We start from the raw sequence: 20,807 nt of genomic DNA, 5'->3' as shown, positions 1-20,807 counted from the left end.
CTGGCCCGTGCGACGTGTCGGGCCCTTCGCGTTGCCCCCTCACCGGATGGAATGCCGCATTCATGAGCCTGCACGGACTGCTCGACGCCGTCACCAGGGACCCCGCACTCGCCGAGGCGGTCACCGCGGCCGGGGACGGCAACCGCATGTACGTGGACCTCGTCGGCCCGGCCGCCGCGCGGCCCTTCGCCATCGCCGCGCTGGCCGCCCGTACCGAGCGGACCGTGCTCGCGGTCACCGCCACCGGGCGTGAGGCCGAGGACCTGGCCGCCGCGCTGCGCTCGCTGCTGCCCGCCGACGAGGTGGTGGACTACCCGTCCTGGGAGACGCTGCCGCACGAGCGGCTGAGCCCGCGCAGCGACACCGTCGGCCGGCGGATCGCCGTACTGCGCCGGCTCGCGCACCCGAGCAAGGACGACCCGGCCGCCGGGCCCGTCAGCGTGGTCGTCGCCCCGATCCGGTCCGTGCTCCAGCCGCAGGTCAAGGGGCTCGGCGACCTCGTGCCCGTGAGCCTTCGCCAGGGGCAGAGCGTCGACCTCGGGGAGATCGTCGCGGCGCTCGCCGCGGCCGCGTACGCGCGCGTCGAACTCGTCGAGAAGCGCGGCGAGTTCGCCGTCCGCGGCGGCATCCTCGACGTGTTCCCGCCCACCGAGGAACACCCGCTGCGCATCGAGTTCTGGGGCGACGAGGTCGAGGAGATCCGTTACTTCAAGGTCGCCGACCAGCGGTCCCTGGAGATCGCCGAGCACGGCCTGTGGGCGCCGCCCTGCCGTGAGCTGCTGCTCACCGACGAGGTGCGGGAGCGGGCCGCGGCCCTCGCCGCGGCCCACCCCGAGCTGGGTGAACTCCTGAACAAGATCGCCGAGGGGATCGCCGTCGAGGGCATGGAGTCCCTCGCCCCGGTCCTGGTCGACGACATGGAACTGCTGATCGACGTGCTGCCCGCCGGGTCCATGGCCGTGGTCTGCGACCCCGAGCGGGTACGCACCCGGGCCGCTGACCTCGTGGCCACCTCGCAGGAGTTCCTCATGGCCTCCTGGGCGGCCACCGCGGGCGGCGGCGAGGCTCCCATCGACGTCGGCGCCGCCTCCCTGCGGGGCATCGCCGACGTCCGCGAGCACGCCCGCGAGCTCGGCATGATGTGGTGGTCGGTCTCCCCCTTCGCGGCCGACGTGGAAGCCGGCGGTGACACCCTCGCGCTCGGCATGCACGCCCCCGAGGCCTACCGCGGCGACACCGCCCGCGCCCTGGCCGACACCAAGGCCTGGATCGCCGACGGCTGGCACACCGTGTACCTCACCGAGGGGCACGGGCCGGCCGCCCGTACCGTCGAGGTCCTCGGCGGCGAGGGCATCGCGGCCCGGCTGGAAGCCGACCTGCGCACCCTGGAGCCCAGCCTCGTCCACGTCGCCTGCGGCTCCCTCGAAACCGGCTTCGTCGACCCGGCCCTCAAGATCGCCGTCCTCACCGAGACGGACCTGACCGGCCAGCGCACCGCAACCAAGGACCTCGGCCGGATGCCGACCCGGCGCCGCAAGACCATCGACCCCCTCACCCTGGAGGTCGGCGACTACATCGTCCACGAGCAGCACGGCGTCGGCCGCTACATCGAGATGGTCCAGCGCACCGTCCAGGGCGCCACCCGCGAGTACCTGCTCGTCGAGTACGCCCCCGCCAAGCGCGGCCAGCCCGGCGACCGGCTCTACATCCCCACCGACCAGCTGGAGCAGGTCACCAAGTACGTCGGCGGCGAGGCCCCCACCCTGCACCGGCTCGGCGGCGCCGACTGGACCAAGACCAAGGCGCGCGCGAAGAAGGCCGTCAAGGAGATCGCCGCCGACCTGATCAGGCTCTACAGCGCGCGCATGGCGGCCCCCGGCCACACCTTCGGCCCCGACACCCCCTGGCAGCGCGAGCTGGAGGACGCCTTCCCGTACGTGGAGACGCCCGACCAGCTCACCACCATCGCCGAGGTCAAGGAGGACATGGAGAAGTCGGTCCCCATGGACCGGCTGATCTGCGGTGACGTCGGCTACGGCAAGACCGAGATCGCGGTGCGCGCCGCCTTCAAGGCGGTCCAGGACGGCAAGCAGGTCGCCGTCCTGGTGCCGACCACCCTGCTCGTGCAGCAGCACTACGGCACCTTCTCCGAGCGGTACGCGCAGTTCCCCGTCGTCACCAAGGCCCTGTCCCGCTTCCAGAGCGAATCCGAGTCCAAGGCCACCCTGGAGGGCCTGCGCGAGGGCTCCGTCGACATCGTCATCGGCACCCACCGCCTCTTCTCGCAGGAGACGAAGTTCAAGGACCTGGGCCTGGTCATCGTCGACGAGGAGCAGCGGTTCGGCGTCGAGCACAAGGAGCAGCTGAAGAAGCTGCGCGCCAACGTCGACGTGCTGACGATGTCCGCGACGCCGATCCCGCGCACCCTGGAGATGGCGGTGACCGGCATCCGCGAGATGTCGACGATCACCACCCCGCCCGAGGAGCGCCACCCGGTCCTCACCTTCGTCGGCCCCTACGAGGAGAAGCAGATCGGCGCGGCCATCCGGCGCGAACTGCTGCGCGAGGGGCAGTGCTTCTACATTCACAACCGGGTCGAGTCCATCGACCGGGCGGCCGCCAAGCTGCGCGAGATCGTGCCCGAGGCGCGGATCGCGACCGCGCACGGCCAGATGTCGGAGCAGGCCCTGGAGCAGGTCGTCGTGGACTTCTGGGAGAAGAAGTTCGACGTCCTCGTCTCGACGACGATCGTCGAGTCCGGCATCGACATCTCCAACGCCAACACCCTCATCGTCGAGCGCGGCGACAACTTCGGCCTCTCGCAGCTGCACCAGCTGCGCGGCCGCGTGGGCCGCGGCCGCGAGCGCGGGTACGCGTACTTCCTCTACCCGCCGGAGAAGCCGCTGACCGAGACCGCGCACGAGCGGCTCGCGACGATCGCCCAGCACACCGAGATGGGCGCCGGCATGTACGTGGCCATGAAGGACCTGGAGATCCGCGGCGCGGGCAACCTGCTCGGCGGCGAGCAGTCCGGGCACATCGCCGGCGTCGGCTTCGACCTGTACATCCGCATGGTCGGCGAGGCCGTGGCCGACTACCGGGCGGCCGTCGAAGGCGGGGTGGAGGAGGAGCCGGCGCTGGAGGTCAAGATCGAGCTGCCGGTCGACGCGCACGTCCCGCACGACTACGCGCCGGGCGAGCGGCTGCGCCTGCAGGCGTACCGGTCGATCGCCTCCGCCAACTCCGAGGCCGACGTCAAGGCCGTACGGGAGGAGCTCACCGACCGCTACGGCAAGCTGCCGGAGCCGGTGGAGAACCTGCTGCTGGTGGCCGGACTGCGGATGCTCGCCCGCGCCTGCGGGGTCGGTGACATCACCCTGCAGGGCGCCAACATCCGCTTCGGGCCGGTGGAGTTGCGCGAATCGCAGGAGCTGCGCCTGGGGCGGCTCTACCCGGGGTCGGTGCTCAAGGCCGCCACCTCGCAGGTGCTGATCCCGCGCCCGAAGACCGCCCGGGTGGGCGGGAAGCCGCTGGTCGGACGGGAACTGCTGGCCTGGACGGGGGAGTTCCTCGCCACCATCCTCGGGTCGTAGCGGCGCCGGGGCCCGCCTTCGCCGTACCGGCCGCGGCACGGCGAAGGCCGCGGCGGGGGACCATGCCCATGCGCTGTCTTGTCGGCGTACTTTGCGACGGTACGCCCGCTTCGGGTGATCCACTTGACGGGGGGCGGGATCCCCAGGTCAGCCGCATGCGGCGACCGTGCAACGGTTGGGCGCATCCCCTCACTCCCGGCTGGAAACGCTGTATACGCTCAGACCCGGAACTTCGTCCGTCCCCCGCCCGAACCCCGCCCGAACGGCCCGTCAGGAGCAGCGATGCACGGCCCCGGCATCCCGCCGCAGCATGGTCACCAGCCCAGTACCGGGGGTGTGGTGGCGCTGCGCGTGCTGTTCACGCTGCTGCCCATCCTGAGCTGCGGTTTCCTGGTGTGGGGCTCGATGCTCCGACTCGCGCTCGTCACCCGCAAGTCCCGCGACTGGTGGCTGCTCGCCGCCTCGGCCGCGGCCGAGGTCGCCTGGGTGGCCCTGATCGGCGCCGACCCGACGCCCGACACCAGCGGCTGGCAGGGCAACGTCGGCGCGTTCGGCACGATCGGCACCGGGCTCGCGGTCTGCGTGTACTTCCTCGTCTGCGACATCCGGCACTACGAGCAGGTCAAGGCCCAGGCCGCGCCCTGGTACCCGGCGCCGCCCGCGCCGTACGCCCCGCCGACGCGGCAGACCCTGGGGGCGGCGGGCTCGACGCAGCAGACCCGGCCGTCGTACGGGTACCCGCCCGCGGCCCCGGACCAGCCGCGCGGGCCGCTGCCTCAACAGCCGCAGCCCCTGCCGCCGGTCCCCGGCCCGGTGGCGCCGCCGCGCATCGGGCAGGTCCGCGCCGAGCTCGACGAGCTGAGCGAACTCCTGCGCCGCCAGACCCCGCCCCGCAACGAGGGCCCGAACCAGTGACCGACCGCCTCATCGGCGACCGCTACCAACTCGCCACCATCCTGGGCCAGGGCGGCATGGGCCAGGTCTGGACGGCGTACGACCGCCGCCTCGACCGCCGGGTCGCCGTCAAGCTGCTGCGCCCGGACCGGGTCGCGGGACCCGGCAGCGTGGCCGAGGAACTGCGCCGCCGTTTCGTGCGCGAGTGCCGGGTCACGGCGCAGGTGGACCACCCCGGGCTGGTCACCGTGCACGACGCGGGCAACGACGGTGACGAACTGTACCTCGTCATGCAGTACGTCGAGGGCACCGACCTCGCCGACCACCTCGCGCGGTACGACCCGTACCCGTGGCCGTGGGCGGTCTCGGTGGTCGCGCAGCTGTGCTCGGTGCTCTCGGCCGTGCACGCGGTGCCGATCGTCCACCGGGACCTGAAGCCGCGCAATGTGATGGTCCGCCCGGACGGGACGCTCAGCGTCCTGGACCTCGGTGTCGCCTCGGTGATGGAGACCGACACCACCCGCCTCACCAGCACCGGTTCACCGATCGGCAGCCCGGCCTACATGGCGCCCGAGCAGGCCATGGGCGGCGCGGTCGGCCCGTACACCGACCTGTACGCCCTCGGCGTGCTGCTGTACGAACTCCTCAGCGGCAACGTCCCCTTCGCCGGCTCCACGGCGCTCGGCGTGCTCCACCGCCACCTGTACGAGCCCCCGGTGCCGGTGCGCCGGCTGCGTCCGGAGATCCCGCACCAGCTGGAGGCCGTACTCCTGCACCTCCTGGCGAAGGACCCGCAGGACCGCCCCGCCTCCGCGCAGGAGGTGTACGAGGCCCTCGTCCCGCTGCTGCCCAAGCAGGGCAACCCGGCGGGCCCGCTCGACCCGACCCGCCCCTTCCTGCGCCCGCAGGCCCCCTGGCCCGACCGGGCGCAGACCATCCCTCCGCAGCCGACCGCCCCGCCGGCGAGGCCGGACGTCCCCGCGGCGGTGGAGGAGGCGAAGAAGCTCCTGGACCAGGGCCTGCTCACCCAGGCCGTGGACATCCTCGGCGGCATCCTCCCGGCGGCGGCCGCGCAGCACGGCGAGCACTCCCCGGTGGTCCGCTCCCTGCGCAAGCAGTACGCGGCCACCCTGATGGACGACGGCCAGTACCGCCGCGCCCTGCCCGAACTGCGGCGCCTGGCCGAGGAGTTCCCGGCCGGCGACGCGCAGTCCCTGCGCTTTCGCTACGACGCGGCCCAGTGCCTGGAGCAGCTCGGCGAACCGGCGGCCGCCCTCGCCGAATACCGTGCGCTGCTCCCGCTGTTCGAGAACCACTACGCCAACCCCGACCCCGGCCTCCCGCTGGAGGTCCGCCGCCGCATAGCGCACCTGCTGCTCTCGCTCGGCGACCGCCCGGCGGCCCACGACACCCTGGCCCGCCTCCTCTTCGACGCGGAACGTCTGCACGGCCCGGCCCACCCCTTCGCCACGGAGGTCCGTCGCACCCTGCAGTGGCTCGGTCAGGTCCGCTGACGCCGTCCGCGGCCGAGCCCGAGCAGACCGAGCAGGATCGCGAGGGCCACCCCCGCCACCGCCGCGCCCGGCAGGAGGCCCGGCGGGCGGAAGGTGCAGTCCAGGGTCGTGGTGCGGCCGTCCAGCGGGAGGGCGACCAGGCCCAGGTACGCCGAGGCCGGGCGGTCGTTGCAGGTCCAGCCCGCGATGGCGGGGACCGAGAGGACCGCCGTGCCCGTGGCGCCCGGCGGGAGGGTGGCGCGTACGCCCGAGTCAAAGACCCGCAGCGAAGGCGCCGCCGCGGCGCGCAGGCGCGAGACGGCCGCGGCGAGCCGCCCGCGGTCCAGGCAGGACAGGGTCCACGCGACCGGCGCGCTCTGGTCGAAGACCAGTGCGGAGGCCGGGCCGTGGGAGGGGCCCAGGGGCTGGAGGGCCGCCCTGTTGCGCGGGGGGACGGCGTTCAGCCGGAAGGCCGGCCCGTCCGCGAGGCGGGCCGTCGCGTTGTACTCCGGGGCCCACAGGTAGGCTTCCGTGCCCGCGCGGCACACCCCGGGGGAGACCGGGTCCTCGTACACCTGCGCGCCCAGCAGGAGTTCCTGGTTCGCGAACGGGGAGGGGCCGTACGCCGGGTCCGGGCCCGGCGGGCGGGTGGTGACGAGCGGCGGGACCTCGGCGCGGGCGATCGTGCCGTCGGGGCGCAGCCGGGCGCCGACCGCGAAGACCGCGTCCGTCACGGGGTTGTCGAGGCTCTGGACGTTGCGGCCGCGCGAGGTCCAGCCCGCGCCGAGGGCCACCATCGTGCGGGTGAACACGTCCGGGGTGTGGCTGCTGTAGTACGAGCCGCCCTCCCCGCCCAGCAGCAGCGGGTCGTTGCCCGACAGCGCAGGCCGGCTCGGGTCGGTGCGGTACGCGGGCCAGCCGTCGGCGCCCGCCAGGGCCGCGGCGCGCGCGGAGTGGGCCGGGCCCCAGGAGGGGTAGTCGTCCAGGCCGGCCAGTTTGCCCTGATGGCCGTAGGCGGTGGTCGCCGCGGCCTGGGCCACCAGGACCAGGGCCAGCAGCCCCGCCGCGGGCCGGGCCCACCGGCGGTGGCGCAGCGCCCACCAGGCGGCGCCCGCCAGGGCCAGGCCGCCGCAGAAGAGCAGGTAACCCCACCCGGTGGCCAGGGCGCTGCCGCTCGCCCACCAGGCGGCGCCCGCCAGTACGCCGGCCCCGCCGGCCAGCGCCCGCGGCCCGGGCAGGCCCGCCGCCAGGCCCGTCCAGGCGGCGATCACGAGGATCCCGGCCAGGACGAAGGTCTGCCGGTACGGGCTGCCGTTCGGGGTCGCGAAGACGTGCCAGGCCAGGTGTGTCGGCGTCCACTGGAAGGAGAGCACCACGGCCACCACCAGCCCCGCCCACCACAGCCGGGTGCGCACGGGCACCGCCCGGTGGAACGGCAGGGCCGCCACCAGCAGCAGCGTCCCGGTCCCGACGAACAGCGCCGGCGAGGAGAAGGAGTACGTGGCGGGCAGCAGCCGCGCGAACAGGTCGGACCAGGGCACCGGCCGGAACGGCTTGAACCAGCCCGGGTACGCCTGCTTCGAGCTCAGGAAGAGGGGGACGAGGACCGGCGCCGACAGGGCGATGCCCAGCAGCGTGGTCCCGGCCGCCCGGCCCAGCACCCGTACCCGCTCGCGCGCGCCCTCCCGCGTCAGCACGACCCGTACGAGCAGCACCAGCGCGGCGCCGAGCGTCGCCATGTAGGCGGTGTAGAAGTTCGCCGTCCAGCCGACCGCCACGATCACGACCGCAGGCCCCAACCGCCGCTGCCGCAGCGCCCATTCGCCCGTCAGACACAGCAGCGGGAAGGAAATCAGCCCGTCCAGCCACATCGGGTTGTACGAGGCCTCGATCACCGACCAGCCGCACAGCGCGTACGAGGCCCCGAGCAGCCCCGCCGCCCACCACGGCCCGCGCCGCTGGGTGCGCAGCAGCCAGGCCATCGCCGCGGCCGCGGCGGCCGTCTTGAGCACGGTGACGACGTACACCGCGAGGTCCGTGTCCGCCCGCGGGAACAGTCCCACCAGCACCGCGAACGGGCTGGTCAGGTACGTCCCGAGGTCGGGCAGGAAGCTCGTTCCGTACCCGGACTGCCAGTTGAAGAGCAGCCCGCCCCGCGCCCGCCCGTGCAGCAGGTCCCACAGGTGGGCGTGGAAGGGCACGAACTGGTTGCCGAGGTCGTTGATGCTGCGGTGGCGCGGTCCGTACGGGAAGACCCGGGCGACGGCGTCCCCGGAGCACACGGCCGCCGTCGTGATCACGGCGGCGAGCGCCGAGCCGAGCAGGCTCCGGCGCCGGGGCGAGGATTGCGGAGTCGACATGGTGGGCCGACCTTGGCAGCGCCGGAGGGCGGGCAAGTGGCCACAGGGTGAACGCGCACCCCAACAGCCCGGGAATCGTTGGTCGAACCAGTGGCTCCGATCACCCTGACTGCATAACATCGATCACCGCACGGCCCTTGTGCACCGACGCACAATCTCCCCGGCCCTGGAGGCTCCTTTGCACCGTCGCACTGCGCTCTCCGTCTCCGCCGCCCTGCTCGCGGCGGCCCCCCTGCTGTCCGCCTGCTCGGGCGAGACCCGCCCCGGCACCGCGGCCGTGGTCGGCGGCGAACGGATCACCACCTCCGCACTCCAGGCCCAGGTGAAGGACGTCCGGGCCGCGCAGAACCGTTCCGAGGACGCGGCCGAGCTCGTCCAGGCGACCCCCGGACTCGACCGCAGCAAGCTCAACCGCATGATCCAGGCCGCCGTCCTGGACCGCGCCGCCAAAGCCGCCGGGGTGAGCGTGAGCACCAAGGAGGTCGAGGACTTCCGCAAGGCCCAGCTCCAGCAGGCCGGCTCGCCCGCGGCGCTGGAGGCCGCGGCCCTCAAGCAGGCCAATCTCGCGCCGGGCCAGATGGACGCGAACACCCGCTTCAACCTGCTGCGCGACAAGCTCTTCGAGCACTACGGCAGCCAGGAGAAAGCTCTCGCGCAGCTCTCGACGGCCGCCAAGACCCTGCACGTCGAGGTGAACCCGCGCTACGGCACGTGGGATGCGCAGCAGATCGTCCTCGGCGACGCGCAGACCCCGTGGATCACCCAGGTCACCCGGCCCGAGCAGGCCCCCGCCGGAGCCTGACGCCCGCGCCCGGAGGTAGGTTCGGAGGGTGACCGACCAAGCGCCCGCCGAGCCCACCGGCCGTATCGTCCTGCTGACCACCAGCCACCGGGTCGCCCCCGGCGTGCTGTCCTGGCCGGCGTGGCAGACCCTGCACGCCGCGGACCGGGTGCTGTGCGCCGACCCGGGCCACCCGCAGCTGCCGTTCCTGCGCGAGGCCGGCGTCGAGGTGTCGTACGAGACCCCGGACGCGCACGAGCTGGTCGAGGCCTGCGCCGGCGGGCGCACGGTCGTGGTGCTCCCGGGCGGCGAGGGCGACCAGCGGCTCACCGACGGGCTCGCGCGCCTGGCCGGCTCGGGCCGCGTCGCCATGCCCGACCTGGAGCTGCTGCCGGGCTCGTACGATCTGCCGGGCGCGCGGCTGCTCGACCTGGTCCAGGTCATGGACCGGGTCCGCCGCGAATGCCCCTGGACCTCGCGCCAGACCCACCGGGGGCTGGTGAAGTACGCCATCGAGGAGGCGTACGAGCTGGTCGAGGCCATCGAGGACGGCGACCGCGAGGAACTGCGCGAGGAGCTCGGCGACGTACTCCTCCAGGTGGTCTTCCACGCGCGCATCGCCGAGGAAGGCCGTCCGCAGGACGGTGAGGAGCCGTTCTCCATCGACGACGTGGCCGGCGGCCTCGTCGAGAAGCTGATCCGCCGCCACCCGCACGTCTTCGGCGACGCGCAGGCGCAGACCCCCGAGGACGTCAACGCGCACTGGCAGCGCACCAAGGCGGACGAGAAGCGGCGGGAGTCGGTGACCGACGGGATCCCGCTGGGACAGCCGGGTCTCGCGCTCGCGGCCAAGCTGGCCGGCCGCGCCCGTGCGGCGGCGGTGCCCGTGGAGCTGCCCCGCGGCGAGGGCATCGGGTACGAACTGCTGGAGCTGGCGGCACGCGCCGAGGCGGCCGGGGTCGACCCCGAGACCGCGCTGCGTGCGGCGGCCCGCGCCTACCGGGACGCGATCCGTGCGGCCGAGGGCGTCGGCGAGTAGCCCCCCGCTGCGGTACGCGTGTCAGTACTCCCGGGGCGCGCGGCCCCAGGGGTTGTGCCAGTGCGGCGCGGGGCGGTTCAGGAACCACTCGCCGAAGCCCAGCGGGCGGCCCTCGTGGCCGTGGTCCCCGCCTCCGGACGGCACGGAGTCGTGGAAGATCCGGCCGGGGTGGGCGCCGAGCTCCTCCAGGAGGTACGCGGTCTCCTCGATGAACGGCGCCGGCCCGCTGAGGTAGACGTCCTGGTCCGGCCAGAGCGCGCGGTTGCCGAGTGCGGTCGCGAGCCGGGCGGTGGCCTCGTTGCGGTGACGCCCCGGCGCGGGGGTGATGTAGGTGACGCCGAGCCAGCGCAGGGCGGCGGCGTACGCGTCGATGAGCGGGCGGTCGTAGAGGTGGGCGGCGTCCCGGGCGACCACGAAGAGCCGTACGTCCTGATCAGGGGGGTGCTGCGCGAGGTCCTCCAGCATGGCGCGGATCGGCGCCCAGCCGGTGCCGGCGGCTATGAGGGTGACCGGGCGGTCCGCGCGGCGCAAGGTCAGCTGCCCGCCGGCCGCGCCGAGCCGCAGCATCTCGCCGGGGCGCACGGCGCGGACCAGGGCGGTGCTGAGCCGGCCCTGTTCGATCCGGCTGACGTGCAGGTCGAGGGTGTGGTCGGGGCGGGGCGCGTTGCCGATGGAGTACGTGCGCCAGGTCGTCGGGACCCGGTCGCTGCTCACGCTCACGTACTGGCCGGGGAGATGGGGCAGCGGGGCGTGCGGCCGCAGGGTCAGCACGGCCGTGTCCTGCCCGTACTGGAGGTGGCGCACGATCTCCGCGTCCCACCACGGCGGATCCCCGCTCGCGCCGGCGCCGTCCGTCATCGCGTCGGCCATCACCTGGTAGGCCTCGGCCCAGGCCTTCTCCACCCGGGGGGTCCATGCCGTCCCGGAGGCCTCGGCGAGCGCGGCGAGCAGGCTCGTGCCGACGGCGGCGTAGTGCTCGGGGCCGACCAGGAATTTGCGGTGGTCGCGGCCGAGGTCGCGTAGATAGGGGAGAAGGCTCTCGTTCTCGAGGTGGGCGATCACGTGGGTGAGCGCGGCGAAGAGCCGGTCCCGCTGCCGTTCCATGTCCTCGAAGGAAGCCGGGAAGAGCTCACGGATGCCGGGGTTGTGCCAGAACAGGTGGGTGTAGAAGAACTTGACCGTGTGCTCGGCCCGTCTCTCCACCACCGCGAAGCTGCTTTTCAAGATCCTCACATCCACAAAACCGAAAGTAGGAATGCCGGACAAGGTCAGGTCAAGCCATGGCGGATCTGCGGACAGCCGCGGCGAACCACCCATATGGGGTGGTGGCCGATCTACGGGATACCGTCAGCGGGTGCATCAGCAGACCCCCGCAGACCCCGCCGAGACCCCCGCAGACCCCGCCGAGACCCCCGCAGACCCCGCCGAGACCCCTGCCCCGGGACCGGCCGACACCCCCGCGGCCCAGGGACCGACCCTGTTCGACTGGGAGTTCGCGACCGACCCGTACCCCGCCTACGCCTGGCTGCGCGAGCACTCGCCCGTGCACCGCACCCGGCTCCCCAGCGGGGTCGAGGCCTGGCTCGTGACCCGGTACGCCGATGCCCGCCAGGCCCTCGCCGACCAGCGGCTCAGCAAGAATCCGGCGCACCACGCCGAGCCCGCGCACGCCAAGGGGAAGACCGGCATCCCGGGGGAGCGCAAGGCGGAGCTGATGACGCATCTGCTCAACATCGACCCGCCGGACCACACCCGGCTGCGGCGGCTGGTGTCGAAGGCGTTCACCCCGCGCAGGGTCGCCGAGTTCACCCCGCGGGTGCAGGAGCTGACCGACCACCTCATCGAGCAGTTCGCGAGCAAGGGGGAAGCCGACCTCATCCACGAGTTCGCGTTCCCCCTGCCCATCTACGCCATCTGCGAGATGCTCGGCGTACCGCGCGAGGACCAGGACGACTTCCGCGACTGGGCCGGGATGATGATCCGGCACGGCGGCGGCCCGCGCGGCGGGGTCGCCCGCTCGGTGAAGCAGATGCGGACCTACCTCGGCGAGCTCATCCACCGCAAAAGGGACGACCTGGGCAACGACCTGATCTCCGATCTGATCCGGGCCAGCGACCACGGCGACCACCTGACGGAGGCCGAGGCCACCGCCATGGCCTTCATCCTGCTCTTCGCCGGCTTCGAGACGACCGTGAACCTCATCGGCAACGGGGTCCACTCCCTCTTCATGAACCCGGACCAGCGCGAGCGCCTCCAGGCCTCCCTCGCGGCCGGGGAGAGCGGACTGCTGGAGACGGGCGTCGAGGAGCTGCTGCGCTACGACGGCCCGGTGGAGCTGGCCACCTGGCGGTTCGCCACCGAGGCGCTGACCCTCGGCGGGCAGGACGTCGCGGCGGGCGATCCGGTGCTGGTGGTCCTCGCGGCCGCCGACCGGGACCCCGAGCGGTTCGCCGAACCGGACACGCTCGACCTCTCCAGGACCGACAACCAGCACCTCGGATACGGGCACGGGATCCACTACTGCCTGGGTGCGCCGCTCGCGCGGCTCGAAGGGCAGACCGCGCTTGCGACTTTGCTCACGCGTCTGCCGGATCTGGAACTCGCTGTTCCGCCGGGCGACCTGCGCTGGCGCGGCGGACTCATCATGCGTGGCCTGCGCACTCTTCCGGTCCGCTTCACACCTCGCAACGAGTGAAGGCCGGCTGACTCGAAGTCAGTTTCCGTCGAAACTTGTGACAAGCGTTCGAAGGCCGCTAGGTTCTGCCGTTACCCCGCCGTTATGCGAAAGGTGCACCCTCATGCGTTCCGGGAACGGCCGCCACAGACGCCCCCGACAGATCCCCGCGATTGTCGTCACCGCCGGAGTCACCGGCTCCGCACTGGCCCTGCCGCTGCTCGCGGCCACGGGCGCGAGCGCGGCCGACGCCTCCACGTGGGACAAGGTCGCCGAGTGCGAGAGCGGTGGGACCTGGAGCGCGAACTTCGGCAGCGGCGCCTACGGCGGCCTGCAGTTCACCGAGGAGCAGTGGAAGGGCGCCGGCGGTCTCGACTACGCGACCCGCGCCGACCTGGCCAGCCGCTCGCAGCAGATCGCCGTCGCCGAACGGGTGCTGGCCTCGCAGGGCCCCCAGGCGTGGCCGATGTGCGCGGAGCCGGCCGGCCTGACCCGGCAGGCGCCGGCCGCGGACGTGGACCCGGGCGCGCCCGGCAGTCACGGGTCCGCCGCCCCGTCGGCGTCCCGCCCGGACGACTCCGTACCGGTCGGCGGCTCGGACGACCGCGCCACGGACTTCGGGGCCCCGACGCAGGGTTCCCCGAGCCCGTCCGGCTCGCCCTCCTTCGTGCTGCCCGACATCCCGCTCGGGCCGCCCAGCGGACTGCCCGTCATGCCGGACCCGGACCTGCCGACGACCCCGACCGCCCCGACCGACCCGGCGACCCCGACCGCCCCGGTCGCTCCGACGACCCCGGGCGACCCGACGGCGCCCGCCACGGGCCCCACGGCGCCCACCACGGGCCCCGCGGACCCGAACGCGCCCACGACGGGGCCGACGGCTCCCACGGCGCCGGGCGACCCGGGCGCTCCCGCCGCAGGCCCGGGCGCCCCGGCGGCAGGAGCCTCCACCGACCCCGCGGACCCGGCCGCGGGCGTGGGCGGCGGTAAGCACCGCGGAGAGGCCGCGGTCGAGGCACCCGTCACATCTGACGCCGCGTCGGACCCGACGTACACCGTTCAGCCGGGCGACAGCCTGGCCGCCATCGCGGACGCCAACGACCTCAAGGGCGGCTGGAACGCGCTCTATACGGCCAACCAGCAGGTCATCGGCGAGGACGCCAACTTGATCAAGCCCGGTCAGAACCTGGATCTAACCCGGTAATAGGGGCAGTTCGGGCACCCGGAAACACCTGATTGTCCGATTTAGTTAAGTGAGACATGTGTCTCTTCCGGTCAACTGGCGTGTCCGGCCCCGAGGCTTCCGCAAACCCCGTCCTCACCTGCGCAAACACTGGTCCGAAGGACGCAAGTAGGCCCCGTTTCTCCCCGATGGCGCTCGTTGAACATCGGGGAGAGACCTGTCTACCTTCTGAATCGCTCGCCACCGCGGGCTCCTTCGACCGCATCGCCGAATCCTGCCGGCGGACGGAGGGAACAGTCGTCGCGTCAAGCGCCGAAGGCAGGAGCGGGGGAACCAAGGTAGGTGCCGGGAGCGGCCGTTGAAAGACGGTCACGCCACCGGCTAGGGGTTAAGCGGTGCGCTAGGTCGCACCGCCGGGCAACTCACTCGCCCGAACCCGACAGCTCACCTCGTAGGCGTCGGTGAGGAGAAAATCCATGCTGCTTTCCGGCAAGGGCAAGCACCGTCGCGGTTCCAAGGCCGTCCGTATCGTCACGCTCGCCGGTGTCGCCGGTGTGGCCGTCGCGGCCCCCCTGATGGCCGCGGGCACCGCTTCCGCCGCCACCGCCTCCGAGTGGGACCGCGTCGCCTCCTGCGAGGCCGGCGGCAACTGGGCCATCAACACGGGCAACGGCTACTACGGCGGCCTGCAGTTCTCGTCCTCCACCTGGGCCGCCTACGGTGGCAAGGCGTACGCCGCGCAGGCCAACCAGGCCTCGAAGGCCCAGCAGATAGCCATCGCCGAGAAGGTCCTCAAGGGTCAGGGCAAGGGCGCCTGGCCGTCCTGTGGCGTGGGCCTGTCCGGCGCCTCGTACAACGGCGGCGCTGCCGAGACCCCGGCCAAGCCGAAGGCCGAGCCCAAGAAGGAGCAGAAGGCCGCGCCGAAGAAGGAGACCAAGCGCTCCGAGACCGCGGCCCCCTCCAAGCCGAAGACCGGGACCACGGCCCAGCCGAAGTCCGAGGCGCCCAAGACCGGCAACGGCTCGTACGAGGTCAAGTCCGGCGACACGCTGGGCACCATCGCCGAGGCCAACGGCCTCAAGGGCGGCTGGGAGAAGCTCTTCGAGCTCAACAAGGACATCGTGTCCGACGCCGACCTGATCTTCCCGGGGCAGAAGCTGAAGCTCAGCTGAATCCTGCGGTAACACCCACCGCCCGGCGCGTCCGCCCGACGCGCCGGGCGGTGGCGTGCTCCGGGCCTTGCGGCAGGCGGGCACCCCGATGTTCAAGGGACCTATGTCCCGGAAGAGGGGTATTCGGACCCTTTTTCGTCCCAGGACCCGGGCGGTCGGCCGGCCCAGTGCCCGGAGCCGGTTAGGCTCTAGGCGGCGAGGCCATCCCACGGCCTGACGCCACCGCACATCCAGCGTCACATCCCAGAAGGAGATGCTCGTGCCGTCCATCGACGTCGTCGTAGCCCGGGAAATCCTGGACTCCCGAGGCAACCCCACGGTCGAGGTCGAGGTGGGCCTCGACGATGGCAGCACCGGCCGTGCTGCAGTCCCGTCCGGCGCCTCCACCGGTGCATTCGAGGCCATCGAGCTGCGTGACGGTGACCCCAACCGTTACTTCGGCAAGGGCGTCGAGAAGGCCGTCCTGGCCGTCATCGAGCAGATCGGCCCGGAGCTCGTCGGCTACGACGCCACCGAGCAGCGCCTGATCGACCAGGCCATGTTCGACCTGGACGCCACCGACAACAAGGGCTCGCTCGGCGCCAACGCCATCCTCGGCGTCTCCCTCGCCGTCGCGCACGCCGCGTCCGAGGCCTCGGACCTCCCGCTCTTCCGCTACCTCGGCGGCCCGAACGCGCACCTGCTGCCCGTTCCGATGATGAACATCCTCAACGGTGGGTCGCACGCCGACTCCAACGTCGACATCCAGGAGTTCATGATCGCCCCGATCGGCGCGGAGTCCTTCTCCGAAGCGCTGCGCTGGGGTGCCGAGGTCTACCACACCCTGAAGAAGGTCCTGCACACCAAGGGCCTCTCCACCGGTCTGGGCGACGAGGGCGGCTTCGCCCCCAACCTGGAGTCCAACCGCGCCGCGCTGGACCTCATCGTCGAGGCCATCAAGCAGGCCGGCTACGTCCCGGGCAAGGACATCGCGCTCGCGCTCGACGTCGCCGCGTCCGAGTTCTACAAGGACGGCAAGTACGAGTTCGAGGGCCAGTCCCGCTCGGCCGCCGAGATGACCGAGTACTACGAGGAGCTCGTCTCCGCGTACCCGATGGTCTCCATCGAGGACCCGCTGTACGAGGACGACTGGGCCGGCTGGAAGACCCTCACCGACAAGCTGGGCTCCAAGGTCCAGATCGTCGGCGACGACCTCTTCGTCACCAACCCGGAGCGCCTGGCCCGCGGCATCGAGGAGGGCTCCGCGAACGCCCTGCTCGTGAAGGTGAACCAGATCGGTTCGCTGACCGAGACCCTCGACGCCGTCGAGATGGCCCAGCGCAACGGCTTCAAGTGCATGATGTCGCACCGCTCCGGTGAGACCGAGGACGTCACCATCGCCGACCTCGCCGTCGCCGTGAACTGTGGTCAGATCAAGACCGGCGCCCCGGCCCGCTCGGACCGCGTCGCCAAGTACAACCAGCTGCTGCGCATCGAGGAGATCCTCGACGACGCCGCGGTGTACGCGGGCCGCTCCGCGTTCCCCCGCTTCAAGGGCTAATCGCGCCCCGGCTTCCGTACGTCCCCGCACTCGGTCCCGTACCGTGTGCGGGGACGTATTGCGTAGTGCGTACACAGGGGAGGCGGGACCATGGCCGGGAACCGGGATCGGTTCTCCACCTTCTCGACCGCGACCAGGCTGAGGCAGCTCGGCGAGCGGACCGCCGCCCACGTCTACCGCTCGCAGTCGCGCCGCCAGGTCCGCCGCAGCCGGCTCACCGGCAGGGCCGCCCTGCTCGTGCTCGTCCTCTGTACCCTGGTCGTCGCCCTCGCGTATCCGATGCGCCAGTACGTCTCCCAGCGCTCGGAGATCGCGAAGCAGCAGAAGGCCGCGGTCACCGCGCGCGCCCGGCTGGAACGGCTGCGCGACGAGAAGGCCCGCTGGCAGGACGACGCGTACGCGGAGCAACAGGCGCGCAAGCACCTGCACTTCGTGCGTCCGGGCGAGGTCAGCTACATCATGACCGACCCCGGAGCCGAGGCACCGGAGCACCGTCGCGGCGGACAGTCCGCGAGCGACCGCCCCTGGTACTCGAACGTCTGGGACGGTGTCGACAAGGCCGACCGCCCCGGCGACTGACCCATCCACACCAAGCACAACCGAACGAAGAGACTTCCTCCAGGCATGCAGACGCCCCCGCCCCAGACCGACCGGACCGAGCCGACCGACGCGGACATCGAGGCGTTCGAGCAGCAGCTCGGCCGCCCGCCGCGCGGGCTGCGCGCCATCGCGCACCGCTGCCCCTGCGGCCGGCCGGACGTCGTGGAGACCGCCCCGCGGCTCCCCGACGGCACGCCCTTCCCGACGCTGTACTACCTGACGTGCCCGCGCGCCGCCGGTGCCATCGGCACGCTGGAGGCCAACGGCGTGATGAAGCAGATGCAGGCCCGGCTCGCCGACGACCCGGAGCTCGCCGCCGCCTACCGGGCCGCGCACGAGGACTACATCACGCGACGTGACGCGATCGAGGTGCTCCAGGGCTTCCCGAGCGCCGGCGGGATGCCGGACCGGGTCAAGTGCCTGCACGTGCTGGTCGGCCACTCGCTGGCCGCCGGCCCCGGCGTGAACCCGTTCGGCGACGAGGCCCTCGCGATGCTGCCCGAGTGGTGGGCCAAGGGCCCCTGCGTCACCCCGTGCGGCGACAAGGGTGACAAGAAGGCCGACAAGAAGGCCGGGGAGGAGTCCGAGTGACCCGGGTCGCGGGCATCGACTGCGGTACGAACTCCATCCGCCTGCTGGTCGCCGACTGCGACCCGGCGACGGGCGAGCTGGTCGAGCTGGACCGGCGGATGACGATCGTCCGGCTCGGCCAGGGCGTGGACAAGACCGGCCGGCTCGCCCCGGAGGCGCTGGAGCGCACCTTCGCGGCGTGCCGTGAGTACGCGGCGGTCATCAAGGAGCTCGGGGCGCAGCGGCTGCGCTTCGTGGCCACCTCGGCCTCGCGGGACGCCGAGAACCGCGACGAGTTCGTCCGGGGCGTCCTGGACATCCTGGGCGTCGAGCCCGAGGTGATCTCCGGGGACCAGGAGGCCGAGTTCTCCTTCACCGGCGCCACCAAGGAGCTGACCGGCACCGATCACCTCGAAAAGCCGTTCCTGGTCGTGGACATCGGCGGCGGCTCGACCGAGTTCGTGGTCGGCGAGGAGCACGTCCGGGCCGCCCGGTCCGTGGACGTGGGCTGCGTACGGATGACCGAGCGGCACCTGGTCGTGGACGGGGTCGTCACCGACCCGCCGTCCGAGGCGCAGATCGCCGCCATACGGGCCGACATCGAGGCGGCGCTGGACCTGGCCGCGCAGACGGTCCCGCTGACCGAGGCCCGCACCCTGGTGGGCCTGGCCGGCTCGGTGACCACGGTGGCGGCCATCGCGCTGGGGCTGGCGGAGTACGACTCGGCGGCGATCCACCACGCGCGGATCCCGTACGAGAAGGTCCGCGAGATCAGCGAGCGGATGATGACGGCCACGCACGCCGAACGTGCGGCGATCCCGGTGATGCACCCGGGCCGGGTGGACGTGATCGCAGCCGGCGCCCTGGTGCTGCTGGCGATCATGGAGCGGACCGGGGCCTCGGAGGTCGTGGTCTCGGAACACGACATCCTCGACGGAATCGCCTGGTCCGTGGCCTGAGTGGGCCTTGACCGGGTCTGGACCGGACCTGGATGAGGGCCCCGGGAGGGGCTCTCGGGGGTCGAAAGTCCCGTGATCCACACGAAGTTCGTGAAGTTCTTCACAAGGAAAAGGGGCCTGTGGGGCCACCGGAAGGGTCCTTCGAGGCGTTCCGGAGGTCCACAGGCCCGTTTCATGCGAGCGTTCGTGCGAATTGCGGGCGCCGCCGGGCCCCGTCGGTAGCTATCCACGAAGCCGGTGGTCTACTCCGCTTACGGACCTGGAGGCCAGTTCAGGACGGGTGAACAACGACTCCCGTTACACCCTGGTTCCCCTTTTGCGCCATGACCTCGGTCACGTGGGCGGCGGAGTGTAGCAGAGGCCTTCGAGCACCTTGTGAAGGGGCTCACGAGCGTCCCCCTTCCGGGTGCTGGATACTCGTTCCATGAGCACCACGGAGCGTCCCAGGATCCTCGTTGTAGGAGGTGGGTACGTAGGCCTGTACGCAGCCAAGCGCATCATGAAGAAGATGCGTTACGGCGAGGCGACCGTCACGGTCGTCGACCCGCGCTCGTACATGACCTACCAGCCCTTCCTCCCCGAAGTGGCCGCAGGCAGCATCTCGCCTCGGCACGTCGTCGTCCCGCTGCGACGCGTGCTGCCTAAGGCAGAGGTCCTCACCGGCCGGGTCACCAGCATCGACCAGGACCGCAAGGTCGCCGTCGTCACGCCGCTGGTCGGCGAGGCGTACGAGCTGCCCTTCGACTACCTGGTGATCGCGCTCGGCGCCATCTCCCGCACCTTCCCGATCCCCGGCCTCGCCGAACAGGGCATCGGCATGAAGGGCGTCGAAGAGGGCATAGGCCTGCGCAACCACGTCCTCGAGCAGCTCGACAAGGCCGAGTCCACGACGGACGAGAACGTCCGCCGCAAGGCCCTCACCTTCGTCTTCGTCGGCGGCGGCTTCGCCGGCGCGGAGACCATAGGCGAGGTCGAGGACATGGCCCGCGACGCCGCGAAGTACTACACCAACGTCAAGCGCGAGGACATGCGCTTCATCCTGGTGGACGCGGCCGACAAGATCCTCCCCGAGGTCGGGCCCAAGCTCGGCACCTGGGGCAAGGAGCACCTCGAGTCGCGCGGCATCGAGATCTACCTCAACACCTCCATGGACTCCTGCGTGGACGGCCACGTGGTGCTGAAGAACGGCCTCGAGGTCGACTCCAACACCCTGGTGTGGACCGCGGGCGTCAAGCCCAACCCGGTGCTGGCCCGCTACGGCCTGCCCCTCGGCCCGCGCGGCCACGTGGACACCGCCCCGACCCTCCAGGTCCAGGGCAGCGACTACATCTGGGCCGCGGGCGACAACGCCCAGGTCCCGGACATCGCCGCCCGCAAGGCCGGCGTCGAGAACGCCTGGTGCCCGCCGAACGCCCAGCACGCGCTGCGCCAGGCCAAGGTCCTCGGCGACAACGTGATCTCCGGCATGCGGGGCTTCCCGCAGAAGGAGTACGAGCACTCCAACAAGGGTGCGGTGGCGGGCCTCGGCCTCCACAAGGGCGTCGCGATGATCGTCATGGGCAAGATGAAGATCAAGCTCAAGGGCCGGCTGGCCTGGTACATGCACCGTGGCTACCACGGTCTGGCCATGCCGACCTGGAACCGCAAGATCCGCGTCTTCGCCGACTGGACCCTCGGCATGTTCCTCAAGCGCGAGGTCGTCTCCCTCGGTGCGCTGGAGACCCCCCGCGAGGAGTTCTACGAGGCCGCCAAGCCGGCTCCGGCCGCCGCGGCCCCGGCCCAGAAGGCCAAGGCGTCCTGACCCGGCGCGAGCCGACAGGACCCTGAGCAGTACCAGCACGTCCCCGAAGGGGCTGCCCGCCATCCGTGGTGCGGGCGGCCCCTTCGGCGTGTCCGCCCGCCGTGTCCGCCCGTCGCCTCCGGCGCGCCGCTTACGCTGAGCCCGGCCG

At 72.1% G+C, this 20,807-nt stretch carries 15 protein-coding genes and 1 riboswitch; of the genes, 13 read left to right on the top strand and 2 right to left on the bottom strand.

Annotated elements, in window-relative coordinates; genetic code table 11:
• Positions 1-62 precede the first annotated feature (62 nt).
• From mfd to ACFWBF_RS03575, 3 genes are all read left to right on the top strand, one after another.
• Positions 63-3,593 (top strand): transcription-repair coupling factor, encoded by a 3,531-nt coding sequence (gene mfd / locus ACFWBF_RS03585; RefSeq protein WP_385594515.1) that lies wholly within the window; start codon positions 63-65, stop codon positions 3,591-3,593.
• Positions 3,594-3,875: 282 nt separating this feature from the next.
• The gene (locus tag ACFWBF_RS03580) at positions 3,876-4,508 is read left to right on the top strand and encodes a hypothetical protein (protein WP_385594513.1); all 633 of its coding nucleotides are present in this window, start codon (positions 3,876-3,878) and stop codon (positions 4,506-4,508) included.
• The gene (locus tag ACFWBF_RS03575) at positions 4,505-6,001 is read left to right on the top strand and encodes a protein kinase (protein ID WP_385594511.1); all 1,497 of its coding nucleotides are present in this window, start codon (positions 4,505-4,507) and stop codon (positions 5,999-6,001) included. Before ACFWBF_RS03580 ends, ACFWBF_RS03575 begins: the two co-directional genes overlap by 4 nt.
• Here the strand turns inward: ACFWBF_RS03575 and ACFWBF_RS03570 are convergent.
• Positions 5,989-8,340, bottom strand: a complete 2,352-nt coding sequence (locus tag ACFWBF_RS03570) for a YfhO family protein (protein ID WP_385594509.1) — start codon at positions 8,338-8,340, stop codon at positions 5,989-5,991. The two genes, ACFWBF_RS03575 and ACFWBF_RS03570, sit on opposite strands and share 13 nt — an antisense overlap.
• 178 nt (positions 8,341-8,518) lie before the next feature.
• On the opposite strand from ACFWBF_RS03570, the gene ACFWBF_RS03565 reads away from it, so the two are divergent.
• Both ACFWBF_RS03565 and ACFWBF_RS03560 read left to right on the top strand, forming a co-directional pair.
• Complete coding sequence (locus ACFWBF_RS03565; RefSeq protein ID WP_385594506.1) at positions 8,519-9,142, top strand: SurA N-terminal domain-containing protein; 624 nt, start codon at positions 8,519-8,521, stop codon at positions 9,140-9,142.
• Positions 9,143-9,170: 28 nt separating this feature from the next.
• A complete protein-coding gene (locus tag ACFWBF_RS03560; RefSeq protein WP_385594502.1) occupies positions 9,171-10,160 on the top strand; it encodes a nucleoside triphosphate pyrophosphohydrolase in 990 nt (329 codons plus the stop codon).
• Between the two features lie 21 nt (positions 10,161-10,181).
• On the opposite strand, the gene ACFWBF_RS03555 is transcribed toward ACFWBF_RS03560, so the two are convergent.
• Positions 10,182-11,393: a globin domain-containing protein gene (locus ACFWBF_RS03555; RefSeq protein WP_385594498.1), complete on the bottom strand. Its 1,212-nt coding sequence runs from the start codon at positions 11,391-11,393 to the stop codon at positions 10,182-10,184.
• A 121-nt stretch (positions 11,394-11,514) separates the two neighbouring features.
• Between ACFWBF_RS03555 and ACFWBF_RS03550 the strand changes: the two genes are divergently transcribed.
• The 8 genes from ACFWBF_RS03550 (at position 11,515) to ACFWBF_RS03515 (ending at position 20,659) form a co-directional block, all read left to right on the top strand.
• Entirely contained in the window at positions 11,515-12,855 is a 1,341-nt protein-coding gene (locus ACFWBF_RS03550; protein ID WP_385594496.1) for a cytochrome P450, read from the top strand.
• 103 nt (positions 12,856-12,958) lie between these two features.
• Positions 12,959-14,038, top strand: coding sequence for a transglycosylase family protein (locus ACFWBF_RS03545; protein ID WP_385594493.1), 1,080 nt, complete (start codon positions 12,959-12,961; stop codon positions 14,036-14,038).
• Positions 14,039-14,317: 279 nt separating this feature from the next.
• Positions 14,318-14,490: riboswitch (cyclic di-AMP (ydaO/yuaA leader) on the top strand.
• Between the two features lie 3 nt (positions 14,491-14,493).
• Positions 14,494-15,189 carry a transglycosylase family protein gene (locus ACFWBF_RS03540; RefSeq protein WP_385594490.1) on the top strand — a complete coding sequence of 232 codons (696 nt, stop codon included), beginning with the start codon at positions 14,494-14,496 and terminating at the stop codon, positions 15,187-15,189.
• 253 nt (positions 15,190-15,442) lie between these two features.
• Entirely contained in the window at positions 15,443-16,729 is a 1,287-nt protein-coding gene (gene eno / locus ACFWBF_RS03535; protein WP_385226643.1) for a phosphopyruvate hydratase, read from the top strand.
• 90 nt (positions 16,730-16,819) lie between these two features.
• Complete coding sequence (locus tag ACFWBF_RS03530; RefSeq protein WP_385594487.1) at positions 16,820-17,308, top strand: septum formation initiator family protein; 489 nt, start codon at positions 16,820-16,822, stop codon at positions 17,306-17,308.
• Positions 17,309-17,353: 45 nt separating this feature from the next.
• On the top strand, positions 17,354-17,920 hold the full coding sequence (locus ACFWBF_RS03525; RefSeq protein ID WP_385594485.1) for a DUF501 domain-containing protein: 567 nt from the start codon (positions 17,354-17,356) through the stop codon (positions 17,918-17,920).
• Positions 17,917-18,858 carry an exopolyphosphatase gene (locus ACFWBF_RS03520; RefSeq protein WP_385594483.1) on the top strand — a complete coding sequence of 314 codons (942 nt, stop codon included), beginning with the start codon at positions 17,917-17,919 and terminating at the stop codon, positions 18,856-18,858. The genes ACFWBF_RS03525 and ACFWBF_RS03520 overlap by 4 nt, the downstream gene beginning before the upstream one ends.
• A gap of 424 nt (positions 18,859-19,282) precedes the next feature.
• A complete protein-coding gene (locus ACFWBF_RS03515) occupies positions 19,283-20,659 on the top strand; it encodes an NAD(P)/FAD-dependent oxidoreductase (RefSeq protein WP_385594481.1) in 1,377 nt (458 codons plus the stop codon).
• Positions 20,660-20,807 lie beyond the last annotated feature (148 nt).

This window comes from Streptomyces sp. NPDC060028 (genome assembly GCF_042736725.1).
Taxonomy (GTDB): Bacteria; Actinomycetota; Actinomycetes; order Streptomycetales; family Streptomycetaceae; genus Streptomyces.
Note: the sequence above shows the minus strand (reverse complement) of the source record. Positions and strands in the feature narration are given on the sequence as shown.

Coding starts and splice junctions, on each gene's coding strand:
- ACFWBF_RS03570 (WP_385594509.1), bottom strand. CDS start 8,340: ATGTCGACTCCGCAATCCTCGCCCCGGCGCCGGAGCCTGCTCGGCTCG.
- ACFWBF_RS03530 (WP_385594487.1), top strand. CDS start 16,820: ATGGCCGGGAACCGGGATCGGTTCTCCACCTTCTCGACCGCGACCAGG.
- eno (WP_385226643.1), top strand. CDS start 15,443: ATGCTCGTGCCGTCCATCGACGTCGTCGTAGCCCGGGAAATCCTGGAC.
- mfd (WP_385594515.1), top strand. CDS start 63: ATGAGCCTGCACGGACTGCTCGACGCCGTCACCAGGGACCCCGCACTC.
- ACFWBF_RS03545 (WP_385594493.1), top strand. CDS start 12,959: ATGCGTTCCGGGAACGGCCGCCACAGACGCCCCCGACAGATCCCCGCG.
- ACFWBF_RS03515 (WP_385594481.1), top strand. CDS start 19,283: ATGAGCACCACGGAGCGTCCCAGGATCCTCGTTGTAGGAGGTGGGTAC.
- ACFWBF_RS03525 (WP_385594485.1), top strand. CDS start 17,354: ATGCAGACGCCCCCGCCCCAGACCGACCGGACCGAGCCGACCGACGCG.
- ACFWBF_RS03580 (WP_385594513.1), top strand. CDS start 3,876: ATGCACGGCCCCGGCATCCCGCCGCAGCATGGTCACCAGCCCAGTACC.
- ACFWBF_RS03540 (WP_385594490.1), top strand. CDS start 14,494: ATGCTGCTTTCCGGCAAGGGCAAGCACCGTCGCGGTTCCAAGGCCGTC.